Source organism: Sedimentibacter hydroxybenzoicus DSM 7310, from assembly GCF_013403245.1.
Lineage (GTDB): Bacteria > Bacillota > Clostridia > Tissierellales > Sedimentibacteraceae > Sedimentibacter > Sedimentibacter hydroxybenzoicus.
In genome coordinates, this window is record NZ_JACBNQ010000018.1 from 13137 (window position 1) to 27749 (window position 14613).

The following is a 14613-nucleotide window of genomic DNA, read 5'->3' on the forward strand; positions in this document are numbered from 1 at the left end:
AAATGATTGAAGTTATTGACCTGTCATTCAGCTATAATGACAGACCATTTATTGATATGAATTTCAGTGTGAAAAAAGGAGAAATATTTGGATTTTTGGGGCCTTCCGGAGCCGGTAAAAGTACTCTGCAAAAAATACTTACAGGGTTAATCAGAAGTTATAAAGGCAATGCAATTGTAAATAAAACAGAATGCAAAAGCTATAAAGATGATTTTTACGAAAATATCGGTGTTGATTTTGAATTCCCTTCACTGTATGAAAAACTGACCGGAAGGGAAAACTTAAAGTTTTTCGGCTCCTTATATTCCAAAAAACTTAGAGATGTTGACGAATTATTAAAAATGGTTGGACTGCAAAACGATGGAGGCAAAAAAGTTTCGGAATATTCAAAGGGCATGAAGTCAAGGCTGAACTTCATAAAAGCATTACTTCACAATCCCGACATTTTGTTTTTGGATGAACCCACCAGCGGCTTGGACCCCAACAACAGCAGAATTATGAAAAATATAATTATCAACGAAAAAGAGAAGGGCAAGACTATAATTCTTACCACACATAACATGGTTGATGCAACAGAATTATGTGACAAGGTGGCTTTCATAGTTGACGGAAATATAAAAGCATTGGATTCCCCGCATAATTTAATTATGTCCAAGGGCGCGGCAAAAATAAAATATACCTTTATGGATGGCAAAGAAGAAATCAGAGAATGTATGCTTGGAAAAACATCTGAAGATGCAAAGCTTCAGGAGCTTATAATGTCGAATAGAATTTTATCAATACACAGCAGTGAGCCAACATTGAATGATATATTTGCGGAAGTTACAGGGAGTGTGCTGCAATGAGGCTGATAAATCTTATATACGGCGATTGCAGGTTTCAGTTCAAATATGGATTTTATTTTATTTATTCTATTTTTACCATAATGTATGTTACCATAGTACTATTTCTTCCTTTGGAATGGAGGGAAAAAGCAGCAGCTGTTTTAATATTTTCCGATCCTTCCGCAATGGGACTGTTTTTCATGGGTGCAATAGTATTGTTTGAAAAAAGCGAAAGAGTGCTCAGCACTATAGCAGTTTCGCCTGTAAGGGCAGATGAATATATCATTTCAAAGGTTGTGTCTTTGGGTATAATATCTGCAATTTCAGGAGCTTCCATAGCTTTATCTGCAGATGCTCAAAATATGTTGATTGTAATAACGGGAGTAATTGCAGGTTCTGCATTGTTTACCTTGATTGGATTAATTGTTGCGGTTAATATCAACAGCCTGAATCAGTTTGTAACGGCAGCTGTTCCTATTGAAATAATAATTTTTACTCCGCCGATTCTGTACTTGTTTGGATATGATAATAAATTTATGCTGCTGCATCCGGGATGCGTGATAATAAGTATGATCAGCGGCAGCAGTGATTACATTTTGTTTCTGCCGATATTTATTATATGGTTTTTGTTTCTGTATAAAATGGCACGTATTAATGTAATCAAAATGTTTCAAAATCTTGGAGGAATAAAGCTATGAATTTCGCTAACAGCTATGGAAAACTATTTATTTCATTTAAACAATATTTAATACAAATTACTAAGGATGCCATGCTTTTTATTATTTGTCTGGCTCCTTTGATGTGCGGAGTATTGTTTAAATTCGGTATACCGGCGGCAGAAAAACTGATAATACTTGAACCTTACTATCTTTTGTTTGATTTGCTTTTGGCAGTGCTGACTCCTATGATGATTTCATACGTATCCTCTATGGTAATACTTGGAGATATTGATGAAGGTATAACGAAGTACATGGCAGTCACGCCTCTGGGAAAAAGTGGATATTTAATTTCAAAATTAGTATTTCCGCTGTTTGCATCATTTTTTATAACAATTATTGTCATGATGATATTTTCCTTAACAAAAATTGATCTTATGCAGATAATAGGAATATCAATATTAACATCATTGCTTGGGCTTATAATGTCAATGATGGTAATATCAATTTCTGCCAATAAGGTGGAGGGTATGGCAGTTATAAAGTTATCAGGGATTACAATGATCGGAATACCGGCGGCATTTTTGACTGCACAAAACGTTCAATATCTTTTTTTCTTCTTGCCTTCCTTATGGGTTGCCAAGTTTTCTATTGAATATTCATTAATTTATTTTGTTTTATGTATTGCCTTATCGTCCGTATGGATTTTATTTTTTATTAAAAAATTTCTGAAAAAAATTTATTAATATACTTGAAAAATTTTCTGGGTTTAATAATACATCTTTTTATAATGGTAATCTTTATAGGATTTTCGGTTATGTTTATTTAGGATATATTATAGGAAAACAGAAAAAGTCAACAGAAAATAGTCTTCTTATTTTATTTGAAGACTATTTTTTTCACCTAATAAACCATAATAAAACAATTTTCCTAAATCTACTCTTGTTTTCTTGCTTATATTTGTTTGAAGAACGCTATTGATCGAATCTATATATAATAGTATTGATTCAGTGGAAATGCTGCTATCCAGATAGCCCTCGTTACTGCCCTGTTCAATTAAATTCATTAATAATGGTTCAGTCTTAGTTTTTTTATACTCTTCAAGAAAGTTTTGAACTGCCTGATCCTTGATAAATTCTGATCGATAAAGATTTTCATCTATACTATCTGCAGATTTCAAAGAAATAGCAAAAAGCTTTTCAATTTTATTACGATATGAAATATCGTGACTAACTATTACTTCCAGTTCCTTCATCGTAGAATCCATTAGATTGAATAATACTTGTTTTGCTAAATTTTCTTTATTTCCAAAAAAATTATATATACTTACCTGAGATACATTTGATTTTTTGGCAATTTCAGCTATACTGACAGATTTAAATCCTTTAATTGAAAAAAGTTCACCGGCAGCCTTAATAATATCTTCCATTTTCTTTTCTCTTCTAATCTCAAAGCCATTCATTATAATCACCTCAAAACCAGGATAACAAAATTTATGAAATATTTCAAGGGATTATTTCATAAATTTGTTGACGTATTCTTTAAACTGTTATATTATGAAATGGATAGTAAAAATATTTCATAATTTTATTAAATATTTGGAGGCTTTATATAGGCAAATATACTATGATTTTTAATGAAATTGACAAAGATAAGCTGCTGATTGTTGGAGGTAAAGGGCTGAATTTAGGAGAATTATCTAGAATCGAAGGATTAAATGCACCTTCCGGTTTTTGTGTTACTACTAATGCATATAAAAAAATAATCAAAAATAATGAAATGCTAAACATATTGATGGAAGAATTAGTTACCCTTAATGCAAATGAGATAGAGCGAGTTTCAAAAATCAGCAAGGAAATACGCAATATTATCGAAGCATCTGATATTCCGAATGATATGGAGGAAGAAATTAAAGGGGCTATTTTTATGAGTGGTTATGATTATGCATATGCAGTACGTTCCAGCGCTACCGCGGAAGATTTGCCGACAGCTTCCTTTGCAGGACAACAGGATACTTTTTTAAATATAATTGGTATCGATTCTGTTTTATATCATATTAAAAAATGCTGGGCGTCATTGTTTACAGAACGTGCCGTAGTGTATAGAATTCAAAATGGATTTGATCACCGTAAAGTATACTTGTCTGTAGTCGTACAACAAATGGTATTCCCAAAGGTCTCAGGAATTATGTTCACATCGGATCCGGTTACATCGAACAGAAAAGTCATATCCATCGATGCCGGTTACGGTTTAGGTGAGGCATTGGTTTCCGGCTTAGTAAATCCGGATATATATAAGGTCAGAGACGGGAAAATAGTACACAAGAAAATATCTTCTAAAAAAACAATCGTTAATGCGGCAAAAGAAGGCGGTACGGTGGAAAGAGAAGTAGTTACGGATATACAAAATATGCAGACGCTTACAGATGGACAAATATTACAGCTTGAGTCAATCGGAAGAAAAATTGAAAGTTACTTTGGACATCCTCAGGATATAGAATGGTGCATGAGAGATGATGAATTTTTTATTGTTCAGAGCCGTCCCATTACCACGCTTTATCCGACCCCTGAAAATGACGGTAAAAATCGGGTTTACTCATCTATGGGACATTTACAGATGATGACAGAAGACATTAAACCATTAGGAATATCCTTTTGTAAAATGTTATCATTTTGGTTTGGTGAAAATTTAACCGAAGCAGGCGGAAGACTTTTTATTGACGGCACATATGACTTGAAATCACCTGCAGCAAGAAAAATATTAATAAAAAGTGTAGGAAATGCTGACATATTGATGAAGGAAGCTTTATTAAATATTATTAATCAGAAGGAATTTGTAAAATCCATGCCGCGAGGTAAGACATCAATTAATGTGGGTACCGGAGCCTTAAAATGGATAGTTCATGCCTTTAAACTGTATTTGAAAAATGATATCTCAATTGTTGAAGAACGTATATCTTTCAATGATGAATTAATAAATGATATGGAGCAAAAAATTAAAAAGGTTTCAGGGAATGAATTATTTGAATTTATTTTAAACGATATAAAGGAATTAAAAGGTATATTGACTGGGCCAAAAAATATGGGCGTAATGGTATTGGCCGGAATGGCACCTTACTGGATAAACAAAAATATGGAAAAGTGGCTCGGCGTAAAGAATACAGCCGATACACTTGTTAAATCCGTTCTAAATAACGTAACTACAGAAATGGGATTAGAACTTATGGATTTGGCTGATGCAATAAGACAATATCCGAAAGTAATTGAGTATTTACATGATGCTAAGGATGAAACATTTTTTACGGATATAGAAAAACTAGAAGGAGGAAATGTAGCAGCTAAGGCTTTTAAAGAATATTTAGAAAAATATGGTATGCGATGTGCCGGTGAAATTGACATTACGAAGAAAAGATGGAATGAAAAACCTACAGCGCTTATACCAACTGTTATAAGCAATATCAATAATTTTGAAACTAATTCAAGTTCAGCAAAAATTGAGCAGGGAATGCATGAAGCAAAGAAAATGGAACAAGAATTATTATCTGGACTTGAAAAGCTTCAGGGAGGCATGAAAAAAGTAAAAAAGACGAAGAAAATGATCAGATTGTTACGCAATGTTGCCGGATTCAGAGAATATCCCAAGTATTCATTTATTAAACGCTTCTGGATTTACAAGACAGCGCTTATGAAAGAAGCAGACAACTTAGTGAAAAAAGGTATCATAAGTGACAGAGAGGATGTATATTATCTGTATTTTGAAGAATTCAAGGAGGCAGTAAGAACTAATCATATAGATTACAGCTTAATAGAAAAAAGAAAAGAAGAATATAAGGTCTTTGAAAAATTAACGCCTCCAAGAGTTATGACATCAGAGGGTGAGGTTATTAAAGGAAAATATAATTCAGGTAATATTCCGAAGGGCGCTTTAGTCGGAATACCGGTTTCAGCGGGAACCGTTGAAGGAAGGGCACGCGTTATTTTAAAAATGGAGGATGCAAATATTGAAGAAGGTGACATTTTGGTAACTTCATATACAGACCCAAGCTGGACTGCACTTTTTGTATCTGTTAAGGGTATGGTAACTGAAGTAGGCGGCTTAATGACTCATGGTGCTGTTGTAACCCGAGAGTATGGTCTGCCGGGGGTTGTTGGTGTAGAAAATGCTACAAAACTTATAAAGGATGGACAGATGATACGTGTAAATGGAACGGAAGGATATGTGGTAATATTATAAAGTTTAATTTTGACAGTTTATTGACAGGAGCATTACATGAGAAAATATAATAGCAGCTTTATATTATTTTTGGCCGGAAGAATGGTATCTGATACCGGTACCAGCATACAAATGATGATATTGCCTCTTTATATTATAGATATAGGAGGAAATGCGTCTGATATAGGAATATTTTCTTTTATATCTCTCACTCCCGCTCTTTTTATTTATCCCTTTGCGGGAGTGCTGGGAGACAAATTTAACCGGAAGAAAATTATGATTATGACAGATTTTTTAAGCGGTGTAATAATACTGGCATTTGCTTGTATTTCTTATTTAGATAAAATGAGTATTATCTTATTAATGATAGGCATGGCAATAATATCTATGTTGAATGGCCTGTTTGACCCTGCCACAAGGGGCATGCTGCCTAAGCTCGTAGAAAAAGATGAGTTAACGAAGGCTAATTCGACGGTTGCATCACTAAGAGGCTTATCAGTATTACTTGGTCCTGTAATAGGTGCTGTATTATATTCCAATTATGGTGTTGCGGTATTATTCCTTATAAATGGCTTTTCTTTTCTGATATCCGGAATAAGTGAGATTTTAATTAAGTACAATCATGTCAACAGCCGTTTAACCGAATGCAAGCAAGGAATGCTGAAAGATTTGTACGAAGGAATAAAGTTCATTATTAACAATAAATTGATAAGTAAGCTATGTTGGTTTTATATCTTAATATATACTTCAATTCAACCAATATTTTCAGTAGTCCTGCCTTTGTTTTATAAGACTCAATTAAAATTTACAGATGTTCAATACGGCTATTTGCAATCAATCAGTATATTTGGAATGCTTTTGAGCAGTATAGCTGTTGGACTTGCATATAAAAAGGAAAAAGGAATAATAAAACCGTTTAAGATTGGTATTAAATTACTTGTGTGTTGTATGATAATATTTTCGTTTCTTGTATTTCCGGACGTGGTATTTTTACTAGGTAATGGTTCGACTATTTATTTTTTGTTATTATCAGCAGTGGTTTGCTTATTCAGCAGTGCTACTACATTTATAAATGTTCCGATACAATCATATATACAGAGAGAGACACCGGACGAATATATATCAAGAGTGTTCTCGATAGTTGGAATGATTACAAGAGGCGGCATGCCGTTAGGTTCTCTGGTATATGGTATTATATTGAATAATGTTAGCATTCAAATGACTGTTTTTGCGGCATCCATGCTGATTATCATATATTCGGCTGCCTTTATAATTAATTTTCAAAAAAATCTATTACCTTTCTAAGCTTAGGATTTGTTTAATAGGAAAGGGCTGCGCACTAAATTAGTGCGACGGTCCTGTTTTTTCACTTACAGTATAAGCGACCGACACCAAATTAAAAAATTTGGTGTCGGTCGCTTATTAATATTATGTGTTGACAAATTATTAAAAATAAGATAACATCAGTCTAGACCATATGGTCTAGACTGATAAGTCTATCATATTAGGAGTTCCTTATGAAAGAAAAGAGTTTTGAAAAAAAGCAGGAATTATTGGAAGCGGCATTAAATGAATTTTCTTCAAAAAAATATGAAGATGCTTCTTTAAACAGCATTATAAAAAGTGCCGGTATCAGCAAGGGTACATTTTATTATCATTTTAAGGATAAGCAGGAGCTTTACATTTATTTGCTGGAATCATCTTCTAAAGTTAAATGGGAATTTATAAATAAAAATATTAAATCATCTTCAACAGAAGAAAAAGGGGATATATTTGCGACGTTCAGGCTGCAGGCCAGAATTGGAGCAGAATTCGCATCGATACATCCAAAGTACCATAATCTGAGCAGAATGTTTGTAAAAGAAAAGGGTAATGAAATTTATGATACAGCAAAGAATGTATTAATTGAAGACGATATAAATCCTTTAAACGAAATTATTGAAAATGCTGTAAAGAAAGGTGATTTCAGAAATGATTTGCCCGGAGAGTTTATAATAAAAATAATCAGTCACTTGTTTACTCATTTTGAGGATGTTTTTAATTCAGAAGATGATATGGAGCTTGGAAATATTATTAAAAACCTTGATTACTACGTTGACTTTATGAAGAATGGTTTATACAATAAAATTACGCGGGAGGATATATGAAAAAAAATCATGATAAAATCATAGCATTGATATTTGCTTTGGGTACTGTGTTTTTTCTCGTTTTGGCATTTACAAACAATCAATTTTTTAATTGGGCTTATGAGCGCCATCAAAACCAGATAAGCTGGTATATAAGACCCTTGTTTCTGATACCGTTTTGTTACTTTGCATATAAAAGAAGCTGGGCAGGAATTTCTGCAACGATTTTTCTGCTGTTAACAAGTATGTTCTGGTTCCCGAGGCCTGAAACTGTAAATGAACAGGTTAAGGAATTTTTGAAGATGGAAATGGATTATTTACTGGGTGATTGGGGAGTAATCAAGATTTTGATTACGATGCTTGTTCCCGTATCGCTTATTGCTTTAGCGGCGGCATTCTGGAAACGAAATTTATATTTTGGTATTTCGGTAATGGTTTTTATAGCTGTTGCCAAAATGACCTGGAGCGTTGTGTTCGGAGGAGAAGCAGGCAAGTCGATTTTCATTCCCGCAATAGCTGGATTGGTAATTTGCATAGCCTTGATATATTTTGGCTTTAGAAAGATAGAAAAAAAGAAAAGAGCTTAACGGATGCCCTCCGGTGTCGAGAATCGTCATAAACTTCCTGATTATGTAAGCGGGAAGTTTTTTTTTATAAAGTCATTGACCTAACAGGTAAATAGTGATACAATATTATTAACCTGTTAGGTCAATGACTCGTTATGCCTGTTGATCTGACAGATAAATAGTTGAAAAAAATAAAAATAAGGTGATTATTATGTTTTCAAAATTTTTAAGTTTAGAGCCAGAAAGACGGAATGCAATTTTGAATGCAGCGCTCAAGGAGTTTGCCGGCAAAGGCTTTGACGATGCATCGACCAATGTGATTGCCAGAGAATCCGGCATATCAAAACCGCTGATGTTTCACTATGTTAATAATAAAAAGGATTTCTTTCTTTTTCTTTACGACTATTGTCTGGATATTTTGAACCGAGAGTATTTTGATAAAATTGATGTGAATGAGAAGGATATTTTTGAGCGTCTCCGGCAGACATGCCTGCTTAAAATTCAGGTAATGCAAAAATCTCCGTGGATTTTTGATTTTATTAAGGTGGCTGTTTTCACAGATTCTGAGGAGGTTAAGGATGAGCTTGGAAAAAAGCGCAGAATGGTAGAAAACAGGAGCTTTGAACGATTTTACAGAGATATTGATACCTCCAAATTCCGAAACGAGCTGGATACAGAAAAAGCAAAGAAGCTGATCTTTTGGGCAGTAGGAGGATATGCAGGTGAAATATTGGAACAGTTTCGAAGTACAGATGCTCCTGTATATGATTTTGAAAAAATTCGTGCTGAGTTTGACAGCTATCTTAACGAGCTGCGAAAAACCTATTATAAATGATTGGAGGGTATTATTATGAATGTAATTGAAACAAGAAAGCTTACTAAGTCCTATGGCAGACAGGAAGCTTTACGCGGGGTTGATTTGACCGTAAAGCAAGGTGAGGTATATGGATTTATCGGACCGAACGGCTCAGGAAAGTCTACGACAATACGAATTCTTTTGGGCATGCTCCGAAAAAGCGGTGGGGAAGCAAAGCTTTTGGGCGGTGACCCATGGGCTGACGCCGTGGAACTTCACAGAAGAATTGCATATGTACCCGGTGATGTAACCCTTTGGCCGAATTTGACAGGCGGGGAGGTTATAAATTTATTAAATCGCTTGGGCGGCAAAGCTAATACTTCTCGCATCAAAGAATTACTTGACAGATTTCAGCTTGATCCAAAGAAAAGATGCCGCAGTTATTCCAAAGGTAATCGGCAGAAGGTGGCGCTTGTTGCCGCACTTTCTTCAGATGCGGAATTGTTGATTTTGGATGAACCTACCAGCGGTCTTGACCCGCTGATGGAACAGATTTTTCAGGAATGTATCTTTGAATTAAAAAAACAAGGTAAAACAATTTTTTTATCCAGCCATATTCTTGCGGAGGTAGAAGCACTTTGCGACAGAGTGGGGATTATCAGGCAGGGTGAAATCGTCGAAGAGGGTACTCTTGAAGAACTGCGTCATCTGACACGTACAACAGTTACCGTAGAGCTTGCAAAGTCCATGAGTTTAAATCAACTTCAAGGAATTCACGATATATCACGAAAAGAAGAAAAGTGGCGTTTCTCAGTTGATGTCAATGCTATGGATGAAGTTATAAATGCCATTGCACCAATGGGTATTAAATCACTTACGGTAGAGCCGTCTACATTGGAAGAGCTGTTTATACGTCACTATGGGGACGATATTCAGGAAAAGGCGGTGAAGTGAATATGAAACAATTTACTGGGACAGGAAAACTTTTGAGGCTTTATATCCGAAGGGATTGGCTCTTACTTCCTATCTGGCTCTTTCTTCCGGTGGTGCTTGTGTCCGGGCAGATGACCTTTGTGAAAGCGATGCCCGACTGGAGGTTGTTTATTGAAGAATTATCGGAAAGTGCGATTACGTCGGCATGGTTAGGACCTATTTATCCTTTGAGCTTAGAGGGGGCGATACTTTGGAGAGGTATGCTGCAAGCTGCTATTGTTGTTTTATTTGGGGCTGCATTTACCGTAATCCGACATATTCGCACCGAAGAAATGTCCGGACGGAGTGAGTTGATATTAGGGAAACCCGTTGGGCGATACGCAAATGTAACGGCAGCTGTGACACTTTCCTGTGCCGGCAGCTTGCTTGCGGGGCTGCTGTGCTCTGCTTCTCTGTTCAGCAGCGGATTTGCTGCAGGCGGCTCGTTAATCGCAGGACTGACGATTGCGGCTGCAGGCTGTGTATTTGCGGGACTGGGTTCAGTGCTTGCACAATTTTTCGGACACAGCGGACAGGTTCGTGGTGCAATATTCGGAGTGTATGGCTTGATGATGCTTTTTATGGTATTAAACAACGTAAATGGTGGTTATTCCACTTGGGCATGGCTTAACCCCGGCGCATGGTTTCGCGTAACCGCACCATTTGCGGAAAATCACATTTGGCCGTTGTTTATTTTTGCGGGTCTTGCGTTGATTATGCTGGAATTGTCCTATGCTCTGCTAAACAAGAGAGATATGGGTGCGGGCATTATTGCCGAAAGGGAAAGAACTAAGAATGCAGACATAAAATCACCTATAGCTTTGGCATGGCATAGTCATAAAAGGGCTGTTGTAGTCTGGTCGGCGGGACTTTCATTTATCGGCGTCTTCATAGGAGCAATTACACCCAGTATATCAATGGACACTATGGGTGAAATGCTGGCGCAATTATCAGGTTGGGGACCGGCTATGATGAAGCTTGGCAATCAGGAAGGTTTTATAGCACTGTCTGTATATATACTGGGTCTGATGGGCGGGCTGTCGGTGTTTGTGCTCACATTTGTTCAAAGTATGCGAGGTGAAGAAAACGAGGGTTATACGGAAATACTTCTGTCAAAGCCTGTAAGCCGGCTTAAGTGGATGGGAAGCTATTTGGCGGTTGCTTTTGTGGGAAGCGCGATTATTCTTCTTGCATTCGGGATCATGTCCGGATTGGGCTGGAGTATCGGCTCAGGTAATTCGGAGCATCTTTTCCGCGTGACTGCAATGAGTATTTCAAAAATTCCGTCAGTGTGGATAATAATAGGAATAGCCGCTTTGCTGTACGGCTGGCTTCCGCGCATTGCGTCATTTTTGGGCTGGCTGATATGGGGCGTGTTTGTCCTTATTGAAATGCTTTGGGAAGCGGGGATTGTCGGTTGGTCCGCAATGAAATGGACGCCGTTTTCCTATGCTCATTACAGTATTCCGATCAATGAGATTTCAATGATTTCATTGATTGTGCTCGTCCTTATTTCCGGTGCCTTCACTGCTTTGGGTATTATTGGATTTAAACGAAGAAATATTATTTAGCGATTATATTCCGGAGGCAGCTGTTCTTTTGCCCCCGGAATAATATAAACTGCTGAAATCACATATTAATGACCACCAAAAATTAATTGAATTTATAAAAAATACCGTATATAATAAACCTGAGGAGCATCATCCGGATACAGCAAGAAAAGTGAAATAAGGCGGTGATATGAATGAAGTATTTAATAGGTATAGATGCGGGAGGTACAAAGTCCGAGCTTGTTGCTTATGATTTAAGCGGGAGAGTTATATTAAAAAGAATCGGAGGAGCGGGAAACCCTGCCGTAAATTTGGAAAATACCGTGAACAATATTATTTCTCTGACAGAGGAATGCACAGGTGAGCTTGGAAAGGAAGGATGCCATTTTATTTCCATTGGAATGGCTTCAGTAGAAACAGGGAATTATATTGAATTAATAAAAACATATGTGGAACGTGATTTTGGAATTGAAACCACAGTCCTGAACGATGCTGAAATGGCATGCATGGCATATTTCGGAGGCGGTGACGGGATACTTGCCATTGCGGGGACGGGCTCTTCATGCTACGTTCAAAAAAACGGGCAGGGTGAGATGGTAGGAGGCTGGGGACATATCCTTGGAGATGAAGGAAGCGGATATCACATAGTTATGGAAGCTTTTAAAAGCATAGTTTATAAAATAGACAGGAATATGAACCAGGATGTCTTAAGCATAAAGCTCCTTCATGAAATCGGAGGGTCTTCACGTTCGAAAATAATGGAATTTATCTATAATAACGAAAAAGACGCCATCGCCGCTTTATTTCCGGTTATTGTACATGCTGCCGAAGCAGGAGACGCGCTTGCTGTCTGGTATTTGGAAGAGGCGGCAAGAGCACTTGCGGAACTTACGCTGGCGGCATACGAAAAAGAATTTGACGACCATATTACCATAGGAATTAAGGGAGGCGTGTTCCATAACAGCGCGCTCATAAGGCGAACCTATGTAAATGAGCTTGAAAAGCATCTGAAAAGCTTCCAGATAATCGGAGAAGATATCTCCGCAACAAGGGCGGTTTTGTATTTACACGGCAGGAAATAAAAAGCAAATCGCCTGTCACATCAGTTTTGCTATCAGGCATAGAGACTTTGGATTGTTGAGCTTTTTTGCAAGGTCGTATGCTTTTTGGGAGTGGATTTTTGCCTCAGCATGATTTCCTTTTTTTATTTCTAACAATGCCTTATAATATTCTGTAAAATCTCTTCCCCAAATAACATTAAATTTATCAAAATATTCAATGGATATATTTATTAAGTCTTCGGATTCTTTAAATCTGCCCATGCTGTACAGCGCTTGTCCTGCATTTGAATAAAATATTTCTAATCCCTTGACAACTGAGTTTTCCATACATATATTTATTGCTTTCATGAAATAATCATATGCCTCTTCATAATTTCCCAAGTCCTTGTTCATTTGACCTAAATAATTATAGCTTGCGGAAATGTTGACGCTGTACTTGCTGCTGAATTTATTCAAGCTTGAAAAAATGCTGATTGATTCATTTAATACTCTGTCTGCTTCATTGAAATTTTCTGTCTTGATAAAATAAAGTCCCTGCAGCCTCAGGATGATGCCCCGTTCATCTATTATGTCTCTTTTTTCAAGAAGGTCTAAGCATCTGTTTATATAAGCATTCATTATATCGTTATTATCGGTTTGTATGGCATAGAAAATCATTTGTTTGTGATTGTTTAATAAATATATTAAATTATCAAGCTTATGTGCCAGCTTAATGCTTATTTGTATATTTCTAATCCCTTTTTCATATTCGCCTATGGAAATATAATATCTTCCTGCCAAATAAGAAGCTTCCATTTTTATTTTAATGTACTCTGTATCCAAATCATCTATGACAGTTAAATCCTTTTCGATATCTTTCAGTTCTGACTCAATATCCGAAATATTTGAAGTGCTTAAAGCATCTATTGTTTCTGATGATAAAGACGGATAAGTTTCATGGTACATGGTATAGTAATAGGTTAAATTTTCAACCTTACTCTTTAAATTGGTATAATTGCCGTTATGGTCGGAATTAATTGTATTTTTCAGATCTAAAATTTCTTTGAACAGCTTTCTCGTTTTTATTTCAGGTTCAACATCCAAATCGTTTTTCAATACGTTCGAAAGTTCATAATAAAGCTTGATTGCTTTATTGTAATCCTCTGACAATGCATGTACCCTCATCAGATAGCGGTAGTTTTTTTCATTGTAAGGGTCATTTTTTATTAAAATATTTCCGTATTTTTCTATGCTTCTGTAGTCGCTGACACTGATGAGTTCATTAATTTTTTTATGTACCGATTTAATATAAATTTCTTTATAGTAATCTCTTTTTTCCTGTATCCAGCTTTCAAAATCATAGCAGTTTTTCACAGAAAAGTTCATTAAAAAGTTGCCGGTATACAAATTAACCGCGTTTGTTTCGGTGATATTGTCTGTATCTGAGTCAACTTTTAAATCGTTTGAAAATTCTATTACGGATTTTGAATTGGAAAAAATATTTTCTATTGTGCTCGTCTTTATTTTATACAGAGCATCTCTTAAGCTTTTTCTGCCTGTTTTCTCTGCTGATTCTGACCAAAACATGTTTATTGCTTCTTCTCTGGATACTTTTTTGTTTATGAGGACGTAGTAAAATAAGGCCTCCGATTTTTTGTACGGAAAGCTTATCAATTTATTATTAAGTTTTACCGACGGAGTCCCAAACAGCTTTACAGAAATAATATCCATATTTATACCTCGAATTATGCTATTTTAATGATACATTATTTTTGGCTTTTTTTCAAATGAAACATAAAAGAGTTGTCATGCAATTTGTTTACATGCAAAAAAATTAAGTCTTACGCTGGCGTAAGACTTAATCAATATTT

13 protein-coding genes are annotated in these 14613 nt (G+C 36.0%); 11 read left to right on the forward strand and 2 right to left on the reverse strand.

Annotation, left to right across the window (positions count from 1 at the left end; all coding sequences use genetic code 11):
- Positions 1 to 2 precede the first annotated feature (2 nt).
- Genes HZF24_RS13545 through HZF24_RS13555 form a run of 3 tightly spaced genes read left to right on the forward strand, consistent with a single transcriptional unit; the run spans position 3 to position 2226 of the window.
- Positions 3 to 845 carry an ABC transporter ATP-binding protein gene (locus tag HZF24_RS13545; protein ID WP_179238876.1) on the forward strand — a complete coding sequence of 281 codons (843 nt, stop codon included), beginning with the start codon at positions 3 to 5 and terminating at the stop codon, positions 843 to 845.
- The gene (locus HZF24_RS13550) at positions 842 to 1522 is read left to right on the forward strand and encodes a fluoroquinolone export ABC transporter permease subunit (protein WP_179238877.1); all 681 of its coding nucleotides are present in this window, start codon (positions 842 to 844) and stop codon (positions 1520 to 1522) included. Before HZF24_RS13545 ends, HZF24_RS13550 begins: the two co-directional genes overlap by 4 nt.
- Entirely contained in the window at positions 1519 to 2226 is a 708-nt protein-coding gene (locus HZF24_RS13555; protein WP_179238878.1) for an ABC transporter permease, read from the forward strand. Before HZF24_RS13550 ends, HZF24_RS13555 begins: the two co-directional genes overlap by 4 nt.
- Before the next feature lie 128 nt (positions 2227 to 2354).
- Here the strand turns inward: HZF24_RS13555 and HZF24_RS13560 are convergent, their stop codons facing one another.
- On the reverse strand, positions 2355 to 2942 hold the full coding sequence (locus HZF24_RS13560; protein ID WP_179238879.1) for a TetR/AcrR family transcriptional regulator: 588 nt from the start codon (positions 2940 to 2942) through the stop codon (positions 2355 to 2357).
- Between the two features lie 149 nt (positions 2943 to 3091).
- Between HZF24_RS13560 and ppsA the strand changes: the two genes are divergently transcribed.
- The 8 genes from ppsA (at position 3092) to HZF24_RS13600 (ending at position 12784) form a co-directional block, all read left to right on the forward strand.
- Entirely contained in the window at positions 3092 to 5713 is a 2622-nt protein-coding gene (gene ppsA / locus HZF24_RS13565; protein WP_179238932.1) for a phosphoenolpyruvate synthase, read from the forward strand.
- 36 nt (positions 5714 to 5749) lie between these two features.
- Positions 5750 to 6997 (forward strand): MFS transporter, encoded by a 1248-nt coding sequence (locus HZF24_RS13570; RefSeq protein ID WP_179238880.1) that lies wholly within the window; start codon positions 5750 to 5752, stop codon positions 6995 to 6997.
- Between the two features lie 212 nt (positions 6998 to 7209).
- Positions 7210 to 7839: a TetR/AcrR family transcriptional regulator gene (locus tag HZF24_RS13575; RefSeq protein ID WP_179238881.1), complete on the forward strand. Its 630-nt coding sequence runs from the start codon at positions 7210 to 7212 to the stop codon at positions 7837 to 7839.
- Positions 7836 to 8405 (forward strand): hypothetical protein, encoded by a 570-nt coding sequence (locus HZF24_RS13580; protein WP_179238882.1) that lies wholly within the window; start codon positions 7836 to 7838, stop codon positions 8403 to 8405. The genes HZF24_RS13575 and HZF24_RS13580 overlap by 4 nt, the downstream gene beginning before the upstream one ends.
- Positions 8406 to 8595: 190 nt before the next feature.
- Positions 8596 to 9219: a TetR/AcrR family transcriptional regulator gene (locus tag HZF24_RS13585; protein ID WP_179238883.1), complete on the forward strand. Its 624-nt coding sequence runs from the start codon at positions 8596 to 8598 to the stop codon at positions 9217 to 9219.
- 15 nt (positions 9220 to 9234) lie between these two features.
- Entirely contained in the window at positions 9235 to 10134 is a 900-nt protein-coding gene (locus HZF24_RS13590; RefSeq protein WP_179238884.1) for an ABC transporter ATP-binding protein, read from the forward strand.
- Positions 10135 to 10136: 2 nt separating this feature from the next.
- The gene (locus HZF24_RS13595; protein ID WP_179238885.1) at positions 10137 to 11723 is read left to right on the forward strand and encodes an ABC transporter permease; all 1587 of its coding nucleotides are present in this window, start codon (positions 10137 to 10139) and stop codon (positions 11721 to 11723) included.
- Between the two features lie 173 nt (positions 11724 to 11896).
- Entirely contained in the window at positions 11897 to 12784 is an 888-nt protein-coding gene (locus HZF24_RS13600) for an N-acetylglucosamine kinase (protein WP_179238886.1), read from the forward strand.
- A gap of 15 nt (positions 12785 to 12799) precedes the next feature.
- Here HZF24_RS13600 and HZF24_RS13605 read toward each other — a convergent pair whose 3' ends face one another.
- Positions 12800 to 14473, reverse strand: a complete 1674-nt coding sequence (locus HZF24_RS13605; protein ID WP_179238887.1) for a BTAD domain-containing putative transcriptional regulator — start codon at positions 14471 to 14473, stop codon at positions 12800 to 12802.
- Positions 14474 to 14613 lie beyond the last annotated feature (140 nt).

What these genes read in the sequence shown, in the direction of transcription:
- HZF24_RS13545 (WP_179238876.1), top strand. Translation starts at nt 3, where the DNA reads ATGATTGAAGTTATTGACCTGTCATTCAGCTATAATGACAGACCATTT.
- HZF24_RS13550 (WP_179238877.1), top strand. Translation starts at nt 842, where the DNA reads ATGAGGCTGATAAATCTTATATACGGCGATTGCAGGTTTCAGTTCAAA.
- HZF24_RS13555 (WP_179238878.1), top strand. Translation starts at nt 1,519, where the DNA reads ATGAATTTCGCTAACAGCTATGGAAAACTATTTATTTCATTTAAACAA.
- HZF24_RS13560 (WP_179238879.1), bottom strand. Translation starts at nt 2,942, where the DNA reads ATGAATGGCTTTGAGATTAGAAGAGAAAAGAAAATGGAAGATATTATT.
- HZF24_RS13570 (WP_179238880.1), top strand. Translation starts at nt 5,750, where the DNA reads ATGAGAAAATATAATAGCAGCTTTATATTATTTTTGGCCGGAAGAATG.
- HZF24_RS13575 (WP_179238881.1), top strand. Translation starts at nt 7,210, where the DNA reads ATGAAAGAAAAGAGTTTTGAAAAAAAGCAGGAATTATTGGAAGCGGCA.
- HZF24_RS13580 (WP_179238882.1), top strand. Translation starts at nt 7,836, where the DNA reads ATGAAAAAAAATCATGATAAAATCATAGCATTGATATTTGCTTTGGGT.
- HZF24_RS13585 (WP_179238883.1), top strand. Translation starts at nt 8,596, where the DNA reads ATGTTTTCAAAATTTTTAAGTTTAGAGCCAGAAAGACGGAATGCAATT.
- HZF24_RS13590 (WP_179238884.1), top strand. Translation starts at nt 9,235, where the DNA reads ATGAATGTAATTGAAACAAGAAAGCTTACTAAGTCCTATGGCAGACAG.
- HZF24_RS13595 (WP_179238885.1), top strand. Translation starts at nt 10,137, where the DNA reads ATGAAACAATTTACTGGGACAGGAAAACTTTTGAGGCTTTATATCCGA.
- HZF24_RS13600 (WP_179238886.1), top strand. Translation starts at nt 11,897, where the DNA reads ATGAAGTATTTAATAGGTATAGATGCGGGAGGTACAAAGTCCGAGCTT.
- HZF24_RS13605 (WP_179238887.1), bottom strand. Translation starts at nt 14,473, where the DNA reads ATGGATATTATTTCTGTAAAGCTGTTTGGGACTCCGTCGGTAAAACTT.